13 protein-coding genes are annotated in these 18,038 nt (G+C 41.7%); 7 read left to right on the plus strand and 6 right to left on the minus strand.

The features are described from left to right. Window positions 1–105: 105 nt before the first annotated feature. Together PCY17_RS07410 and PCY17_RS07415 are read right to left on the minus strand one after the other, a co-directional pair. Complete coding sequence (locus PCY17_RS07410; protein ID WP_301392438.1) at window positions 106–6,198, minus strand: alpha-L-fucosidase; 6,093 nt, start codon at window positions 6,196–6,198, stop codon at window positions 106–108. Between the two features lie 341 nt (window positions 6,199–6,539). After that, window positions 6,540–7,016, minus strand: a complete 477-nt coding sequence (locus tag PCY17_RS07415; protein ID WP_301392439.1) for a glutathione peroxidase — start codon at window positions 7,014–7,016, stop codon at window positions 6,540–6,542. Window positions 7,017–7,238: 222 nt separating this feature from the next. Between PCY17_RS07415 and PCY17_RS07420 the strand changes: the two genes are divergently transcribed. After that, entirely contained in the window at window positions 7,239–10,442 is a 3,204-nt protein-coding gene (locus tag PCY17_RS07420; RefSeq protein WP_185755875.1) for an LPXTG-anchored hyaluronate lyase, read from the plus strand. A 126-nt stretch (window positions 10,443–10,568) separates the two neighbouring features. On the opposite strand, the gene PCY17_RS07425 is transcribed toward PCY17_RS07420, so the two are convergent. Genes PCY17_RS07425 through PCY17_RS07440 form a run of 4 tightly spaced genes read right to left on the minus strand, consistent with a single transcriptional unit; the run spans window position 10,569 to window position 13,715 of the window. Beyond that, window positions 10,569–11,198: a bifunctional 4-hydroxy-2-oxoglutarate aldolase/2-dehydro-3-deoxy-phosphogluconate aldolase gene (locus PCY17_RS07425; protein ID WP_084944047.1), complete on the minus strand. Its 630-nt coding sequence runs from the start codon at window positions 11,196–11,198 to the stop codon at window positions 10,569–10,571. A gap of 9 nt (window positions 11,199–11,207) precedes the next feature. Continuing rightward, a complete protein-coding gene (locus PCY17_RS07430) occupies window positions 11,208–12,209 on the minus strand; it encodes a sugar kinase (RefSeq protein WP_000161467.1) in 1,002 nt (333 codons plus the stop codon). Between the two features lie 30 nt (window positions 12,210–12,239). Continuing rightward, window positions 12,240–12,881 (minus strand): RpiB/LacA/LacB family sugar-phosphate isomerase, encoded by a 642-nt coding sequence (locus PCY17_RS07435; protein ID WP_000684780.1) that lies wholly within the window; start codon window positions 12,879–12,881, stop codon window positions 12,240–12,242. A gap of 18 nt (window positions 12,882–12,899) precedes the next feature. Further along, complete coding sequence (locus PCY17_RS07440; protein ID WP_033585818.1) at window positions 12,900–13,715, minus strand: gluconate 5-dehydrogenase; 816 nt, start codon at window positions 13,713–13,715, stop codon at window positions 12,900–12,902. A gap of 270 nt (window positions 13,716–13,985) precedes the next feature. Here PCY17_RS07440 and PCY17_RS07445 point away from each other — a divergent pair, with 270 nt between their 5' ends. From PCY17_RS07445 to yajC, 6 genes are read left to right on the plus strand one after another with little or no spacing between them, the layout of a single operon-like run. Next, window positions 13,986–14,420, plus strand: a complete 435-nt coding sequence (locus tag PCY17_RS07445; protein ID WP_084944045.1) for a PTS sugar transporter subunit IIA — start codon at window positions 13,986–13,988, stop codon at window positions 14,418–14,420. 11 nt (window positions 14,421–14,431) lie between these two features. Beyond that, window positions 14,432–15,628 carry a glycoside hydrolase family 88 protein gene (locus PCY17_RS07450; RefSeq protein WP_000592046.1) on the plus strand — a complete coding sequence of 399 codons (1,197 nt, stop codon included), beginning with the start codon at window positions 14,432–14,434 and terminating at the stop codon, window positions 15,626–15,628. Between the two features lie 10 nt (window positions 15,629–15,638). After that, complete coding sequence (locus PCY17_RS07455; RefSeq protein WP_000211086.1) at window positions 15,639–16,130, plus strand: PTS system mannose/fructose/N-acetylgalactosamine-transporter subunit IIB; 492 nt, start codon at window positions 15,639–15,641, stop codon at window positions 16,128–16,130. A 14-nt stretch (window positions 16,131–16,144) separates the two neighbouring features. Then, window positions 16,145–16,924, plus strand: a complete 780-nt coding sequence (locus tag PCY17_RS07460; RefSeq protein WP_000026611.1) for a PTS mannose/fructose/sorbose/N-acetylgalactosamine transporter subunit IIC — start codon at window positions 16,145–16,147, stop codon at window positions 16,922–16,924. Continuing rightward, window positions 16,911–17,729 (plus strand): PTS system mannose/fructose/sorbose family transporter subunit IID, encoded by an 819-nt coding sequence (locus tag PCY17_RS07465; RefSeq protein WP_000148024.1) that lies wholly within the window; start codon window positions 16,911–16,913, stop codon window positions 17,727–17,729. The genes PCY17_RS07460 and PCY17_RS07465 overlap by 14 nt, the downstream gene beginning before the upstream one ends. Then, a complete protein-coding gene (yajC, locus tag PCY17_RS07470) occupies window positions 17,729–18,022 on the plus strand; it encodes a preprotein translocase subunit YajC (RefSeq protein WP_000381735.1) in 294 nt (97 codons plus the stop codon). The genes PCY17_RS07465 and yajC overlap by 1 nt, the downstream gene beginning before the upstream one ends. Window positions 18,023–18,038: the final 16 nt, after the last annotated feature.

Consider the following 18,038-nt stretch of genomic DNA (forward strand, 5'->3'; position numbering starts at 1 on the left):
ATATTTGTGGATGTTTTTTAATTTTACAGATAGAAAAAGAGAAGACCAGATGGTCTTCTCAACGGGGGAACTGAATAATTAGAAAGAATCAATCAAAGAGGATTACTAGTCTTTGAAATTCTTTTGGAAGATGAGGAGAGACAAGATAGAAGTAATGGCTGCCAAGAAGAGGAAGGCACTTGCTTCTTGTTCCCCAGTTGCAGGGAGTAGTCTTTCCTTGTCTTCTTTGACTGTAGCTGTAACAGGAGCTTTTTCATCTTTTGATGATGAATTATCTGTTACGGCTGGCGCAGGTTTTTCAGTCTCTCTTGGTAGAACATACTCAGGAAGAGTCACAACTGGTGGCGCTTCTGTTCCAACTGAGCTTTGTTTGCTACCTACCTCAATCACTCGATCTTGAGCTGGAGTTGCTTCTGTTTGGAGAACCTTGCGATTGTCACCGTCCACTTCAACATACTCGACTAAGAGACCGTCTTTCCCTTCTGATAGAACTTGCTCTTTTCCTTTGTCTAATTGTGGGTTTTCGCGACGAATCGTCTTGAACGGTACGACCTTATTGACGATTTCTAAGCTTGGAAGTGTAAAGACAAGGTCTTTAACCCCTTCCTCAGGACTTGAAGAAGTAATTGGTTTCTCAGGTTGCGCTGGAGTTTCAGGTTGAGCCGGTTTTTCAGGCTGAACTGGCTTTTCAGGCTCAGCAGGTTTTTCCGGTTGAGTCGGATTTTCAGGCTGAGCAGGTTTCTCAGGTTGCGCTGGAGTTTCCGGTTGAGCAGGTTTTTCCGGTTGAGTCGGATTTTCAGGCTGAGTTGGTTTTTCAGGCTCAGCAGGTTTCTCAGGTTCAGCCGGTTTTTCCGGTTGAACTGGTTTTTCAGGCTGAGCCGGATTTTCAGGCTGAGCTGGCTTTTCAGGCTGAGCCGGATTTTCCGGTTGCGCCGGTTTTTCAGGTTGAGCTGCTTCGAGTTTGTTGATTTGTTCGAGAGCAGTTTCTAGCGCTTTATTGACTGCTCCCTGAGTTTTAGCTTCTTGGATTGCAGCAATGGCTTGGTCAGCAATTGCTAACAATTTCTTCTTAGCTTCCTTGTTGGATCCAAGCTCAGCGACTTTTTTCTCGATAGCTTTTGTCAAGCTGTCCATAGCCTTATCGTACTCAATTTCCGGTTGTTTTGGTTCAGCAGGTTTCTCAGGCTGAGCTGCTTCGAGCTTGTTGATTTGTTCGAGAGCAGTTTTTAGCGCTTGATTGACTGCTTCCTGAGTTTTAGCTTCTTGGATTGCAGCAATGGCTTGATCAGCAATTTCTAATAATTTCTTTTTAGCTTCCTTGTTGGATCCAAGCTCAGCGACTTTTTTCTCGATAGCTTTTGTCAAGCTGTCCATAGCCTTATCATACTCAATTTCCGGTTGTTTTGGTTCAGCTGGTTGATCAGGTTTAGAAGGTTCTTCAGGCTGTTCAGGTTGCTCTGGACTAGGTTCCTCTTGGCCTCTTTGATAGTTCTCGTCCTTGGATAGGATATCTTGTAGGGCACTGACTGTCAACATGACTTCTTGAACATCCACTGCATCAGCACTGAGTTGGTTTCTCAATTTTTCTAGATTTGCTTGGAAAGCTTGGCGTGCAGTAGCCGTATTTTTCAAGCCTGCTGGATCAAAGTTGGACAGATCGTCTTTCCATTTTGAGATAGACTGGATGATATCTGCCTTGCTGTAGAGTTCGCTACCTTCGCCACGAGTGATGAATTGGTCTACCTGGATACCGATATTTCGAGACAAATCGTTTCGATCAGGATCTAGTTGAAGGGTGACTGCGTGCAAGTTTTCGTCCAGACCTTTTAAGCTAACCAGAGTTTGATTGCCTTGGCGTTGGGCTGCATGACCGCTAAAGTATTTCTTACCATCAATAGTCGAAGCATTTCCCATGCCCTCTTGGTAAGGAACTTCTTTGCCGTCGAGGAATACCTTGTAGATACCATGATTTGGATCAACATAGCCCTTAATATCAAGTCCAGTACCGTAGAAGTAAGCTGTTACGGTTGTCTTTTTCTTTTGTTCATCAGTTAAGCGACCAAAGGAAGCCCAAGACTCCGTCTTTTGGTATTTATCTGCGGAATTGGTTTCATGGTTCCAGCCAGGACTGTAATCCAACTGACTAGCTTGGTCATCATAACTTGTTTGGTCCTTGATCAGCAATTCAGCTTTCATCACTTGGATGGTTGCATCTGTAGCGAAACCGAGCAGGGCACCATCAGTGACAGAAGTGAGCTTGGCTTTGAAGTCAAAGACAGAGTCGGCTTGTTCTGTAAAGTCAATCGTTGGGATGGTAACAGTCTTTTCTGTTTCTCCATCTTCAAAAGTCACATCTTGAGTTGTATCTTGGTAAACTTTACCGTGAACCCCAGTTCCAGGTTCTGTGATGAAGCGCACAGTAGCAGTCCCCTTGCTTCCACCAACACGCTTAATCTTAACAGTGACTGGTTTTCCTTTTTCGACTTCGTAGTTGGTAGACTCAAGTTCAAACATCCCTTTACTATCATTGTTTAGGGTGTAGATTCCTTCTGTAGCAATTGGTTCGCCTGTTTTGTTCACGAGGGTAATAGTGTGTTGGCCAGGTGCTAAATCGCCTGTCTCAAAGACTTTTTGGCTACGTTTACGGCTAGCGTTCTTAGTTTGCACATCGGCAACCTTTTGACCATCAACGTAGACGGACATTTCTCCATGACCTGGGTCGACTGTAGAGACGACATAGGCCTTGGTTCCTGTGAAGGTATAGCTGACTTTGGCATCTTTTTGATTGGTCCACATAGAAGTGCCACGAACACCTTCAGATTCATTGTACCAAGTTGTTCCGGCTGTATCTGCCGTTGTGTTTGAGTGGTATTCAAGTCCAAGAGGGTAGCCATCAGTCTTTTCAATGCTGCTTGGTGTCTTGTAGACTGAGAAGTTGGTTAAGATTGGGGTTGCTTGAGCACCGGTGATGGTTACACGGATTTTTTGTGCTTCAACAGGCTTGCCTTGAACCAAGCGACGGTAACCAACGGTCGAACCTTCGCCGTATGTCACCCAACGTCCGTTGATTTCGACTTCAATCTTGAAACCTGAGATACGTTGACCTTTGGCGATGTCTTCCTTGAGTTCAACGACGTCAAAGCGTCTCTTTTGCCCCAAATCGACTGTAAAGCTACCGGTTGTGGCATCATTTGAGAGGGCCCAGCTGGTGTCATCTTTACCGTCTGTGAGGTGGCTTTCTTTGTAGAGGTGGTTTTGACGAGTAGAACTTGCTGTTACAGTTGCGCCTTTGGCAAAGTCAGTCGCATACATTTGATCTAGGGTTGCTTTGAATTCCTTCAAGCGAGCCACATCTGCATCTGCAAATTTTCCTTCTTTATTTGGTGGAATATTGAGAAGGAGTGGGGTTCCACGACCAACAGACTTGAAGTAGATATCCATCAACTCTTTGAGTGATTTCGGCTGTTGGTTGTCATGATAGAACCAGCCCGAACGGATCGAAACGTCAGCTTCCCCTACAGAGTACATATCACCATCTGGGTCACCATGGTTGAGGTATTCGTTTTTCACATCGTCTGTGATGTTGGCCCGTTTAACTTTATGCCAGACAGGGTCACCTGCGATACCCCGTTCATTTCCGATCCAGCGAACGCTTGTCGGTTGAGCAGAGAAGATGGCGATATCTCCTTCGGCTTCTTTGATGTATTTGAACCATTCATCGAAGGTATAGGTTACTTTTTGGGCACCGCTACCACGTGCACCGTCCATCCAAACCTCGATAAATTTCCCTTTGTTACCGTATTTCGGATTACCAAGGATTTCTTTCAGCTGGTTGAGATAGTATTGGTTGTATTCTTTTTCGGTTGCAACATGGTATTTTGGATGATTAGCATCCCATGGTGACAAGTAAACACCCATATTCATGTCATACTTGCTAGCGGACTTGGAAACTTCTTCGAGAAGGTCACCCTTACCATCTTTCCATGGGCTAGCAGCTACGGTATGGTTGGTGTATTTAGATGGGTAAGCAACGAATCCGTCGTGGTGTTTAACAACCATAATAGTTCGTTTGAAGCCCGTTTCCTTCAGAGTACGAATCCACTGGTCAGTATCCAAGTTGGTTGGATTGAAGTACCGGGGGTCTTCTTTCCCATTTCCCCATTCAGAATTGGTATAAGTGTTCATTCCATAGTGGATGAAGGCTGCCAATTCTTCCTTGTGGTAATCGAGTTGAGCCTTGCTTGGAAGAGGTCCATGATTGCCAATCTCGGTTTCTTTATCTTCTGGATGAGCGACTGGTGGAGTCGGTGTCGTTGGATTGGCTGTATCAGCGACTGGCTCGTATTCAAAGACGACCTCATTCACACCTTTATGCTGGATCCTTGCTTCCAGGCTGGTTTTGACTGGACGGTAGCCAGCAATGTCTTTTGCATGGAAGGTGTTGACAAAGGAAACGTCATACTCTTGACCTTCATTGTTATCAACTGTCGCTTCCGCTAGCTCAGTAGCTGTTCCTTTTTGACGGTAGTAAACTTTGAAGGAGCCTTTGTTGACTTTATAGACCACCTTGATGACACGTGTACCGGCAGGCGCTTTGCTGACAACATTGTAATCTTCAGTCCAAGTATCTTTTAGCTGTTTATTAACTGCTACGCCATCAATGGATACAATTTCGTATTTGTCTTTATTCTTCTGATAGAAGTCCGTCTTCTCAATTTCTTTTTTGAAATTATAGTCAAATGGCGAATCAACAGCTGTCTGTTCGATAAAGGTGTCATTATCTTTGACAGGATTTCCTTCTTCGTCTTCGTGTTGAATAACCACACGACCGTATTCAACTCCCTTGGTCAAGCTAGCAATCCCATCTTGGTTGAAGGAATATTCGTTGCTTCCGATAACAGCTTTCTCATTTCGAAGCATACGCCCTTCATCAGTAAAGTAGTAACGATTTCCGTTATCACCTTGGTACCAGCCTTTCACACCATACTTAGCAATCATGTCCTTCACCCATTTCAGTTGTTCAGGTGAAAGGACGAGTCCGCCACCAAAGCGATCCTTTTCAGCTACACCATTGTCAACGGTTCCGTGTTGATGGACACCCAGAACTTTTCCTTGGCTATCGACAATTCCGCCACCAGACAAACCAGATACAGAAGTGGTTTTGTAGGTAATACCGGTTGTTCCCTTATCATCATAGGACTCAACAGATCGGATGGTCCCATCTGCCTTGTAAAGCTGACCAGCTAGGATAGGTTGTTTCAGTTCTTTTGAGCTCGAGTCAGTTGGGTAGCCAATCGTACTGATGGCTTCTCCAGGCTGATGCGTCTTGTGCTCCGCTAAAGGCGCAAAGGTTGCTGCTTTGTTTGGACTAGCAATCGGAAGAGGAATAGGAGCTTCTACAAGAGCAAGGTCATTCTTATAGCCTTTTCCAAACTCTTTCTTGTTCCAGAAATGGATGTCTTTTTCTCTGAATAAAACCGTAGTTCCAGAAGATGGCAGTGAGTTTTTCTTTTCGCTGTTTGAACCAACGTTATAGTAGAACTGGGCAGATTTTCCACCACGAATGTGACCTTCGCCAGTTTCTTTATTGGCCTCTAGGAAGTTATGAGCAACGGTAAGAATCAAATTAGGTGCAACAAAGATACCAGATCCTGAAACGAGGTAGCGTTGCTCCCCTGCATTATAAGTGCTGTAAACCATAGTAGCAGCAGTAGCAGGTTGTCCCTCGTAGTTGATGTGTTTGAGGTCTTGTCCACCGTTAATGATGGCACGGTTTCCGTTCTCAGTTTCTTTTGGAGCTTCTTCCTTGTCCTTTAGAATGCTCTTAGTTTCTACTTTTGGACTAGTTTTTTGGTCAACGATAGTAGTCGTATCGAGTTCTTTGACAGGTGTGTCGGGATAGGCACGGTCCTGAATGTCTTCAGGGAGCAAGTCAGCACTGTTGGTATCGGCAACAGGTGTTTCTTGTTTTTCAGCTTCTACACGACCTTCTTTTTTGACTGGTTCAGCCTTGTTCTCTTCTATATCTGCGACTTGTTTCATTTGCTGATCTAAATTGGATGTTGTAGCAGGAGACGTTTCGTCTGCACGCACGGTTCCAGAAGCAAAAAATGCCAGTCCGACGATGACAGAGGCCACACCTACAGTCAACTTCCGAATGCTAAATGTTTGCCCTTTTTCAAAAAGGTATCGATTCATAATATACTCCTAGTTTTTAGAAAGGCAGTCAGCTACTGCCCAAGCCCAAGTCTGACTTGGTTACAACTTGATTTAATGAAAAACTCTCTGATAATTTGTAAGCTACCTTACCTCCTATTTATAAAGCGCTTTCATTTTAAGATAAAAAAATTTAAAAGGTCATTTCTCCCTTAAAATGACTGAAAACTTTTAATATAACAAATATACTAAATTAATGAAAGAATTGCAATAGCAAAAAGCAAAAAAATAAATATAAATTAAAGAAAATTAGTTACTTTTTAAAGAAAAAACGCATCCTTTCAGGGCTCAAACTAAATGAAAGGATACGTTTTAAAAAGAAATTAAAGTATTTTTTGGAGAGACTCTTGGATGGTTTGGGGGTCTGTTTTGGAAGAGAAGCGCTCAAGGACTTGCCCATCTCGACCAATGAGAAACTTAGCAAAATTCCATTCGATTCGTTTTCCTAACGGGCCAGATTTCTGGTCTTTTAGCCAAACATAAAGAGGATCTGCCTCCTTGCCGTTGACCTTGATCTTGGCAAAGCGAGGGAAAGTGGTCTGATAGTGTAGGCTGCAGAAACTATTGATTTCCTCTGCGCTGCCGGGTGCTTGTCCCATGAACTGATTGCAAGGGAAATCTAAGATTTCAAAGCCCTTATCTTGATAGCGTTCATAGAGTTCTTGAAGTCCCTGGTACTGGGGCGTTAAACCACATCCAGTAGCAGTGTTGACAATCAAGAGAATCTTGCCACGATAGCTCTCCAGGGGAGTTGCTTGGTTGTTTTGGTTCAAAACGGAAAAATCATATATACTGGTCATGAGGGCCTCTTTTCTTTTTCTACATTGTAACAGTTTTTACCCTTTTCGTCGAGTTGGATGGGAGATATTGTTGAAGAATAAGCCCTCAATATGATAGAAACCGTTTACAAATAACTTTAAAAATGATATGATTTAATTAAACCGGTTTACTCAGTTGCTATAAATCTCTAATTTGAGATTTAGTTCCTATTGATTTTACAATATGTTTATTGGAGTGTACACATGCAAACAAAAACAAAGAAGCTCATTGTGAGTTTGTCTTCACTTGTTTTATCGGGATTTTTATTAAACCATTATATGACAGTTGGAGCGGAAGAAACGACTACGAATACCATTCAGCAAAGCCAGAAGGAAGTTCAGTATCAGCAAAGGGATACCAAAAATTTAGTTGAAAATGGTGATTTTAGTCAGACGGAGAACGGAAGCAGTCCTTGGACAGGAAGCAAAGCTAAGGGGTGGTCAGCTTGGGTAGACCAGAAGAATAGTTCTTCAGGTGCCTCAACTCGAGTCATTGAAGCCAAGGATGGGGCTGTCACTATCTCAAGTTCTGAGAAACTAAGGGCAGTAGTTCACCGTATAGTCCCTATTGAAGCTAAGAAAAAGTATAAACTGCGTTTCAAGATTAAAACAGATAATAAAGTGGGGATTGCTAAGGTTCGCATCATTGAGGAAAGTGGTAAGGACAAGCAATTGTGGAATTCTGCAACAATGTCGGGAACAAAGGACTGGCAGACTATTGAAGCAGACTATAGCCCGACTTTAGATGTTGATAAAATCAAGCTGGAGTTATTCTATGAAACGGGAACAGGGACTGTTTCCTTTAAGGATATTGAGCTGGTAGAGGTAGCAGACCAGCCTTCTGAGGATTCTCAAACAGATAAACAGCTTGAGGAAAAGATTGATTTACCAATTGGGAAAAAACATGTCTTTGCTCTTGCGGACTATACTTATAAGGTAGAAAATCCTGACGTTGCTTCAGTCAAAAATGGAATTTTAGAACCTCTTAAGGAAGGGACAACCAATGTCATTATCAGTAAAGATGGCAAGGAAGTGAAAAAGATTCCTTTGAAGATTCTAGCCTCTGTTAAGGATGCATACACAGACCGTTTGGATGACTGGAATGGCATCATCGCTGGGAATCAATACTATGATTCTAAAAATGAACAGATGGCCAAGTTAAACCAGGAGCTGGAAGGAAAGGTAGCTGATAGCCTATCCAGTATTTCAAGTCAGGCGGACCGCACCTATTTGTGGGAAAAATTTTCAAATTATAAAACGTCTGCGAATCTGACTGCCACTTATCGGAAATTAGAGGAGATGGCCAAGCAAGTGACCAATCCTTCTTCTCGTTATTATCAAGATGAAACCGTCATTCGAACAGTTAGGGATTCCATGGAATGGATGAATAAACATGTCTACAATAGTGAAAAGAGCATTGTTGGGAACTGGTGGGATTATGAAATCGGTACACCTCGTGCCATCAACAATACCTTGTCTCTGATGAAAGAATACTTCTCAGATGAGGAAATAAAAAAATATACAGATGTGATTGAAAAATTTGTGCCAGATCCCGAACATTTCCGAAAGACGACTGATAACCCATTTAAGGCCCTAGGTGGAAACTTAGTGGATATGGGAAGGGTAAAAGTAATAGCTGGTTTACTGCGCAAGGATGACCAAGAAATTTCTTCTACCATTCGTTCGATTGAGCAAGTGTTTAAGTTGGTAGACCAAGGCGAAGGTTTTTATCAGGATGGATCTTATATCGACCACACCAATGTTGCCTATACGGGTGCTTATGGAAATGTCTTGATTGATGGCCTGTCTCAACTGTTGCCAGTTATTCAAAAGACCAAGAGCCCAATCGATAAAGATAAAATGCAAACCATGTACCACTGGATTGATAAATCGTTTGCTCCTTTGCTAGTGAATGGAGAGCTGATGGATATGAGTCGTGGCCGCTCTATCAGTCGTGCAAATAGCGAGGGGCATGTGGCCGCAGTAGAAGTACTAAGAGGGATTCACCGGATAGCGGATATGTCTGAAGGAGAAACCAAACAACGGTTGCAGAGTCTTGTGAAGACCATTGTTCAATCAGATAGTTATTATGATGTCTTTAAGAATTTGAAGACTTATAAGGATATCAGTTTGATGCAATCCTTGTTAAGCGATGCTGGAGTCGCAAGTACTCCAAGAACAAGTTACCTATCTGCCTTTAACAAGATGGATAAAACAGCTATGTACAATGCAGAGAAAGGGTTTGGATTTGGCTTATCACTCTTTTCCAGTCGTACCTTGAATTACGAACACATGAACAAGGAAAACAAACGTGGTTGGTATACAAGTGATGGGATGTTCTATCTCTATAATGGTGATTTGAGTCACTATAGCGATGGCTACTGGCCAACAGTTAATCCCTATAAGATGCCTGGTACGACAGAGACGGATGCTAAGAGATTGGATAGTGATACAGGTAAAGTTCTACCGTCTGCTTTCGTTGGAACGAGCAAACTAGATGAGGCCAATGCGACAGCAACCATGGATTTCACTAACTGGAATCAAACATTGACTGCTCATAAGAGCTGGTTTATGCTGAAGGATAAGATTGCCTTTTTAGGAAGCAATATCCAGAACACTTCAACAGATACTGCTGCAACTACAATTGACCAGAGAAAACTGGAATCAAGTGATCCATATAAAGTCTATGTCAATGATAAAGAAGCCTCCCTCCCAGAACAAGAAAAGGATTATCCTGAAACCCAAAGTGTCTTTTTAGAATCGTCCAATTCGAAAAAGAATATTGGTTACTTTTTCTTTAAGAAGAGTTCAATCAGTATGAGTAAGGCTGTCCAAAAGGGATCTTGGAAGGATATCAATGAAGGACAGTCAGACAAGGAAGTCGAAAATGAATTTCTTACGATTAGTCAGGCTCATAAGCAAAATGGAGATTCTTATGGCTATATGCTCATCCCTAACGTGGATCGTGCCACCTTCAATCAAATGGTAAAAGAGTTAGAAAGTAGCCTCATCGATAACAATGAGACCCTTCAGTCTGTTTATGATGCCAAACAAGGAGTTTGGGGCATTGTGAAATATGATGATTCTGTCTCTACTATTTCCAACCAATTCCAAGTCTTGAAACGTGGAGTCTATACTATTCGAAAAGAAGGGGATGACTATAAGGTTGCCTACTACAATCCTGAAACCCAGGAATCAGCGCCAGATCAGGAAGTCTTTAAAAAGTTAGAAAAAGCAGCTCAGCCACAAACTCAGGATTCAAAAGAAAAGGAAAAATCTGAAGAAGAAAAGAACCATTCGGATCAAAAGAATCTCCCTCATACAGGAGAAGGTCAGTCAATCTTGGCAAGTCTAGGGCTATTGCTACTTGGGGCGGTTTATCTGTTCCGCAGAGGAAAGAACAACTGATTTGTTCATCATCTAGATGAATCACATGAAACTGTGGAAAATAGAAAAAATCCGAAGAAGGTCAAACATCTTCGGATTTTTCTTTTAAAAAAGGATAAGTTAACACTTATCCTTTTTCACTTCATTTTATCTGAGTGTAACATACTGTTTGGCAATCTCGCTGATGCGGTCAAAGTCGCCTTGGGAAGCGAGTTTATTGAGTTCGCCACCAATTCCAACGGCGTCTGCACCAGCAGCGAACCATTGAGGAATGTTATTTAGGCCGACTCCTCCGGTTACCATTACGGAAACTTGTGGGATTGGCGCCTTGACTGCAGAGATATATGATGGACTGAGAGCACTACCTGGGAAGAGTTTGATGATTTCACTACCGGCTTCAAGTGCAGTCGTTATCTCTGTGAGGGTAATACAGCCTGGAATGTACGGTGTGCTGTAAAGATTGCACATTTTTGCAGTTTCAGCATGGAAAGATGGAGAAACAACGTAATTTGCTCCGGCTAGAATGGCATCTCTAGCAGTTACGGCATCAAGCACAGTACCTGCACCGATACAAACACTCTGATCGTCCTGATACAAGTCTACAAGTTCCTTGATGATTTGCCCTGCATACTGATTGGTATAGGCAATTTCAATAGCTTTGATACCGCCCTTGATACAAGCAATCGAAGCTTGTAGTCCTTCTTCCTTTGTATTTCCTCGAATGACAGCGACAATTTTTTGTTTTTTTAGTTCAATAATCGTATCTGATTTGGTCATGTAATTCTCCTAACGAATGATATCTTGTGCATTTTCCAGTAATTTTTCAATACTAGCTGCGGGAGTGGAGAGATGGTCTCCTGGAAGAGTACATTTGAGAGTGGCACTGGCAACTGCAAAGTCAATGCTAGTTTTTAGGGAGGAATGATGGAGTAGTTGGTAAAGGGCACCAGAGATAAAGGCATCCCCGCTACCAACTCGTTGATAGACTGCAGTTTTTAGTTGGACAGACTCTTCAAATCGTTCTCCCAGAGCATAGGCTTGATAGACATTTTTGTCTTGCTCATCACTAGAGCGGAGGGTATGGAAAATGGCCTTGAAACCATAGGTTTTTTTTAAAAGTTGCATGCGATTTTCCACCTCTTTTAGGCTAGCTCTGTCTCTTGGGAACATCTCTAGATTTTGGTCATCAATCATGAGAGGATCAATACCAAAGCAATAATCAGCGAAACGAGCAAACTTAGAAAATTCATACTTGGCTTCTAGGACTGAAATCATCTTTGTTCTCAGATTGAGATCCATTGAAACGATAATCCCTCGGCGCTTGGCTTCTTCCAAGAGTAGGAGAAGGAGCGTACGAACCTCTTGACCGATAGCTACGGTGATTCCACTAAAATGAAAATGGCTAATCCCCTGAAAGAGAGAATCCATATCTAGCATGTTTGGCCGAATCTGACTGATGCTCGTATGCTTACGATCGTAGAAAACTTCACTTTGACGACAACCAAAGCCGTTCTCCAAATAGTAGAGGCCGATTCGATCGCCAAGCCGATAGATTGAACTGGTATCGATTTGGTGCTGTTTCAAGAATGTAATAAAACGATCTCCAATCTCGTTGGCAGGGAGTGCGGTAAAGACTTTCGTTGAGATACCCAGGGCTTGCAAATTACAAGCGATATTAATTTCTGATCCGCCAAAATAAGTCGAACTGGCAACATGATCGCCGATACTGGTGGCATCTAATGGTGAGATTCGAATTAATGGTTCGCCAAACAGTAAGATTTTCGTCATCCATTAGTTCCTTTCTGGTTTAGAATAGCTTTACTTGGCTAATACTTCTTTCAAATAAGCAGCGACTTCATCATCTTGGCAGTTTTCAAAGAAGTATTCTTGGAAGTATTTGCCAGAGATGGTGTCTTTGAGGAAGTCTTGGTCGATTGTTTTAAGGATGGTTATCAAATCATTGTGGGTGATTTGTTTCACCTCGTTTAAGATACGAGCGTTGCGTTGTTCAGGGATTACACGTTCTCTTGGGTAGCCACCGCCCATTTCTTCAGCAAATAAGCGTTCAAACATCAATTTGAGGGTCAGTTCTGCCCCCCAGCCAAATCCTTTGGCATAAGGGATAGACAAGGCGTTACCACCATTGATTTGAGAATAAAGGTAAGCGTCAGTTGGGTCCACTGCTAGACCACAGACAACACCAGGGAAGCTGTTCAAAGCAAGCATAGCCCCTACACCTGTACCACAGCCGGTAACAACAAAGTCGACTGCTTTTGTATTTAAAAGGATAGCAGCCATTAGTCCGTTTTGTACGTATGTTAATGGATTTTCACCTTCTTCTCCACGCATACCATAGTTAAATAATTGGTAGCCTTTTTTATCTGTTGCTTCTTTCAGACTATCGTAAATAATGTGATTCTTGCTAGCTTGACTATTTTCATTGATTAATGCGATTTTCATAAGATCTTCTTTCTATTGTTACTCAGGTTGTTTTCCGATGTAGGCTAAGATACCGCCATCTACATATAGGATGTGGCCATTGACAAAATTGCTGGCATCACTAGCGAGAAAGACAGCAGGGCCCATCAAATCTTCAGGATTCCCCCAACGTGCAGCAGGTGTTTTTGCAATGATGAACTGGTCAAATGGGTGGCGAGAACCATCTTCTTGTAACTCACGAAGAGGTGCTGTTTGAGGAGTGGCAATATAACCCGGTCCAATTCCGTTACATTGGATATTGGCTCCACCGTATTCAGACGCAATGTTGCGGGTCAACATTTTCAAGCCCCCTTTAGCGGCAGCATAAGCGCTAACTGTTTCACGTCCCAGTTCGCTCATCATCGAACAAATATTGATAATCTTTCCATGCCCTTTCTTTATCATAGAAGGAATAACTGCCTTTGAAACGATAAATGGTGCGTTTAAGTCAATATCGATGACCTTACGGAAATCAGCGGCGCTCATTTCGCACATTGGAACTCGGCGGATAATACCAGCATTATTAACGAGGATGTCAATGACACCAACCTCTTGTTCGATTTGCTTGACCATGGCTTGGATACCGTTCTCGTCTGTCACGTCACAGACATACCCATAGGCTTCTATGCCAACTTCACGATAAGCTTCAATCCCTTTATTGACCAGGTCTTGATTGATATCGTTAAAGACGATAGTAGCACCCGCTTCTGCATAGGACTTGGCAATCGCAAATCCAATTCCATAAGAAGCGCCTGTAATGAGAGCAATTTTTCCTTTTAAAGAAAACTGCTCAATTGAGAATGATGTATTTGTCATTTGATACTTCCTTTCAAATTTGTTAAGACTTCTCTATAACCAAATTATATTCTAGTAAACCGGTTTTGTCAATAATTAAATGTTTATATTTCTTAAAATCTTTGTTTTCCTAAAAAACGGAAGATTTTGAAATTTCTGTCTATTATAATGGTTAAATAAACAATGAAAGCGCTAATATTTTTTTAAAAAAACTATTGACAAGATAAAAATAAAGGTTTACAATGGGAAATGTAAAGTAAACCGGTAAACTCAAACAAGGAAGGAGAAAAGATGAAAATTGTACTTGTAGGGCATGGACATTTTGCCACAGGGATTTATAGTTCTTTACAATTGATTGCAGGCGATCAAGAAAATGTGGAGGCGATTGACTTTGTGGAAGGAATGTCAGCAGATGAACTCAAGCAAAAAATCTTACTTGCAATTTCAAATGAAGAAAAAGTTTTAATCCTAAGTGATCTCTTGGGAGGGACACCATTTAAGGTTTCTTCTACTATAATGGTAGAAAATCCAACCAAAACAATGAATGTTCTCTCAGGTTTGAACTTGGCCATGTTAATGGAAGCAGTCTTTGCTAGAATGGCCCATGGATTTGATGAAGTTGCTGATAAAGCAGTGGCAGCGGCCCAAAGTGGAGTCGTAAATGGTAAAGAATTGTTTTCAACTGATGTAGAGGCAGAGGAAGAAGATTTCGAATCAGGTATTTAAAGGATTAAAGAATGATAAAAAAGATTACGATTGAAGAAATAAAATCGCCTGAGCGCTTCTTAGAAGTACCACTTCTGACGAAAGAAGAAGTCGGTCAGGCAATTGAAAAGGTTATTAGGCAGTTAGAACTCAACCTTGACTATTTCAAGGAAGATTTCCCCACACCAGCTACCTTTGATAATGTCTATCCAATTATGGATAACACAGAATGGACCAATGGTTTCTGGACGGGAGAACTGTGGTTGGCTTATGAATACAGTCAACAGGATGCATTTAAAAACATGGCACATAAAAATGTTCTTTCTTTTCTGGAGCGTGTCAATAAGAGAGTAGAGTTGGATCACCATGATCTCGGTTTCTTGTACACACCGTCTTGTATGGCTGAATATAAGATAAATGGAGATGGAGATGGAGAGGCTAGAGAAGCAGCCTTGAAAGCTGCAAATAAGTTGATTGAACGCTATCAAGAAAAAGGTGGCTTCATTCAGGCTTGGGGAGACTTGGGCAAAAAAGAACATTACCGTTTGATTATCGACTGCTTGCTCAATATTCAACTCTTGTTCTTTGCTTATCAAGAAACAGGCAATCAAAAATACTACGATATTGCAGAAAGTCATTTCTATGCTTCAGCTAATAATGTAATCCGTGATGACGCTTCGTCCTTCCACACCTTCTATTTTGATCCTGAGACAGGTCAACCCCTTAAAGGTGTAACGAGACAAGGGTATAGTGATGATTCATGCTGGGCACGTGGTCAATCATGGGGAGTCTATGGTATTCCTTTGACTTATCGTTATCTGAAAGACGAGTCCTGCTTTGACTTGTTTAAGGGTGTAACCAATTATTTCTTGAATCGTCTGCCAAAAGATCATGTTTCTTATTGGGATTTGATTTTTAATGATGGTAGTGATCAATCACGAGATTCTTCAGCAACAGCTATCGCCGTCTGTGGGATTCATGAAATGTTAAAACATCTCCCAGAGGTGGATGCTGACAAAGATATTTATAAACATGCTATGCATGCCATGCTTCGTTCCTTGATCGAACATTATGCAAATGATCAATTTACCCCTGGTGGGACAAGTCTCCTCCACGGTGTGTACTCATGGCATTCAGGTAAAGGAGTGGATGAAGGCAATATCTGGGGTGACTACTATTACCTAGAAGCGCTTATCCGTTTCTACAAAGACTGGAACCTATATTGGTAGGAGGAGAAATATGACAACGCCAAATATTATTATGACCCGTATCGATGAACGGTTGATTCACGGGCAAGGACAACTTTGGGTAAAATACTTAGGTTGTAATACGGTCATTGTCGCCAATGACGAAGTGAGCACGGACAAGATGCAACAAACTCTGATGAAAACAGTTGTGCCAGACTCAGTTGCTATGCGTTTCTTCCCTTTACAAAAGGTGATTGATATCATTCACAAGGCTAACCCTGCTCAAACAATTTTTATCGTTGTGAAGGATGTAAAAGATGCTTTAACCTTGGTAGAAGGTGGTGTCCCTATCAAAGAAATCAATATCGGGAACATTCACAATGCCCCTGGTAAAGAGCAGGTGACACGCTCTATCTTCCTAGGTGAAGAGGACAAGGTAGCTCTTAAGGAATTGAGTCAAACGCATCAAGTAACATTTAATACGAAAACAACTCCAACAGGAAACGATGGAGCTGTTGAAGTCAATATTCTGGACTATATTTAAAAGAGGAGATCGTTATGTCGATTAATGTATTTCAAGCGATTTTAATTGGATTATGGACAGCTTTCTGTTTTAGTGGAATGCTGTTAGGAATTTACACCAATAGATGTATTGTTCTGTCATTTGGTGTCGGAATTATTCTAGGTGATTTGCCTACTGCTCTTGCAATGGGAGCTATTGGTGAATTGGCTTATATGGGATTCGGTGTTGGTGCTGGAGGTACTGTTCCACCAAACCCAATCGGACCTGGTATCTTTGGTACCTTGATGGCTATCACTAGTGCTGGTAAAGTCAGTCCAGAAGCGGCTCTTGCCCTCTCTACTCCGATTGCTGTGGCGATTCAATTCTTACAAACTTTCGCTTACACTGTACGTGCTGGAGCACCTGAAACGGCGATGAAGCACTTGAAAAACCATAATTTGAAGAAATTCAAGTTTACTCTAAATGCAACAATTTGGTTGTTTGCCTTTATTGGATTTACCTTGGGTTGCTTGGGTGCCCTTTCAATGGATACCTTGTTGAAACTCGTAGACTACATTCCACCGGTATTGCTTACAGGTTTGACAGTTGCTGGTAAAATGCTCCCAGCTATCGGTTTTGCAATGATCTTGTCAGTGATGGCTAAGAAAGAGTTGATTCCGTTTGTCTTATTGGGATATGTTTGTGCAGCTTATCTAAACATCCCAACAATTGGTATTGCAATTGTAGGTACTATCTTTGCTTTGATTGAATTTTATAACAAGCCAAAAACAGCGAATCATGTGGTAGAGGAGGAAGCACACGATGACTGGATCTAACAAATTAACAAAACGTGATTATCTTAAAACGTCTTTGCGGGCATTCTTTTTACAAAATGGATTTAACTATAGTAACTATCAAGGGTTGGGATATGCCAATGTAATGTATCCTGCTTTGAAAAAACACTATGGAGCGGATCAGGAAGGTTTCTACCAAGCCTTGGAAGAAAACTGTGAATTCTATAATACCAACCCACACTTCCTGCCTTTTATTACCAGCTTGCACCTTGTAATGTTGGAAAATGGTCGCCCAGCAAAAGAAACACGTAGCATCAAGATGGCCTTGATGGGACCATTGGCAGGTATTGGGGATTCTCTCTCTCAATTTTGTTTAGCTCCATTGTTCTCAACCATCGCAGCTTCGTTTGCTCAAGAAGGCTTGGTTGTCGGTCCAATCTTGTTCTTCCTTGCGATGAATACGATTTTGACAGCTATTAAATTGTCAACTGGTCTGTATGGATACAAACTAGGAACAACTGTGATTGATAAACTAAGCGAACAGATGGCAACGATTTCTCGTATTGCCAATATTATCGGTGTAACCGTAATTGCTGGTTTGGCAGCGACATCTGTTAAGATTATGGTGCCGATTACCTTTGCTGCAGGGGAAGTAAAAGCAGACGCTAAACAAAGTATCGTAAGCATTCAGGGAATGCTTGATAAGGTTGCTCCGGCTCTTCTACCAGCCCTATTTACACTTTTAGTTTACTACTTGATCAAAGAAAAGAAATGGACAACATATAAACTCGTTATTTTAACAGTTATCATCGGAATTATCGGAAGCTGGCTTAAGATTCTAGCTTAATGGATACGACATTGTTTTATGGAATAGTGATTGTCTTGGCAGTGAGCCCCCTTTTACTGTCAAGCTTTCATTCTATTCGTCAGCAAAAGTTGCTTCGCAAACAGATGGAGCAACGACAAGAGTATTTAGCTTCTTTAACATCTGATGATGAAGTGTTGTTGTTGTCTGGAATTCATGGAAAAATCATTTCTATCAAAGATGACTTGATCTCTTTGCAGATTGCAAAAGGAGTCGTCATCTATGTAGAAAAGGAAAGTGTAATGGGAAAGACAAAAGAACTGCTTTTTAAGTAGTTCTTTTTCTGGTAAA

It is taken from the genome of Streptococcus sp. SO2 (assembly GCF_030440025.1).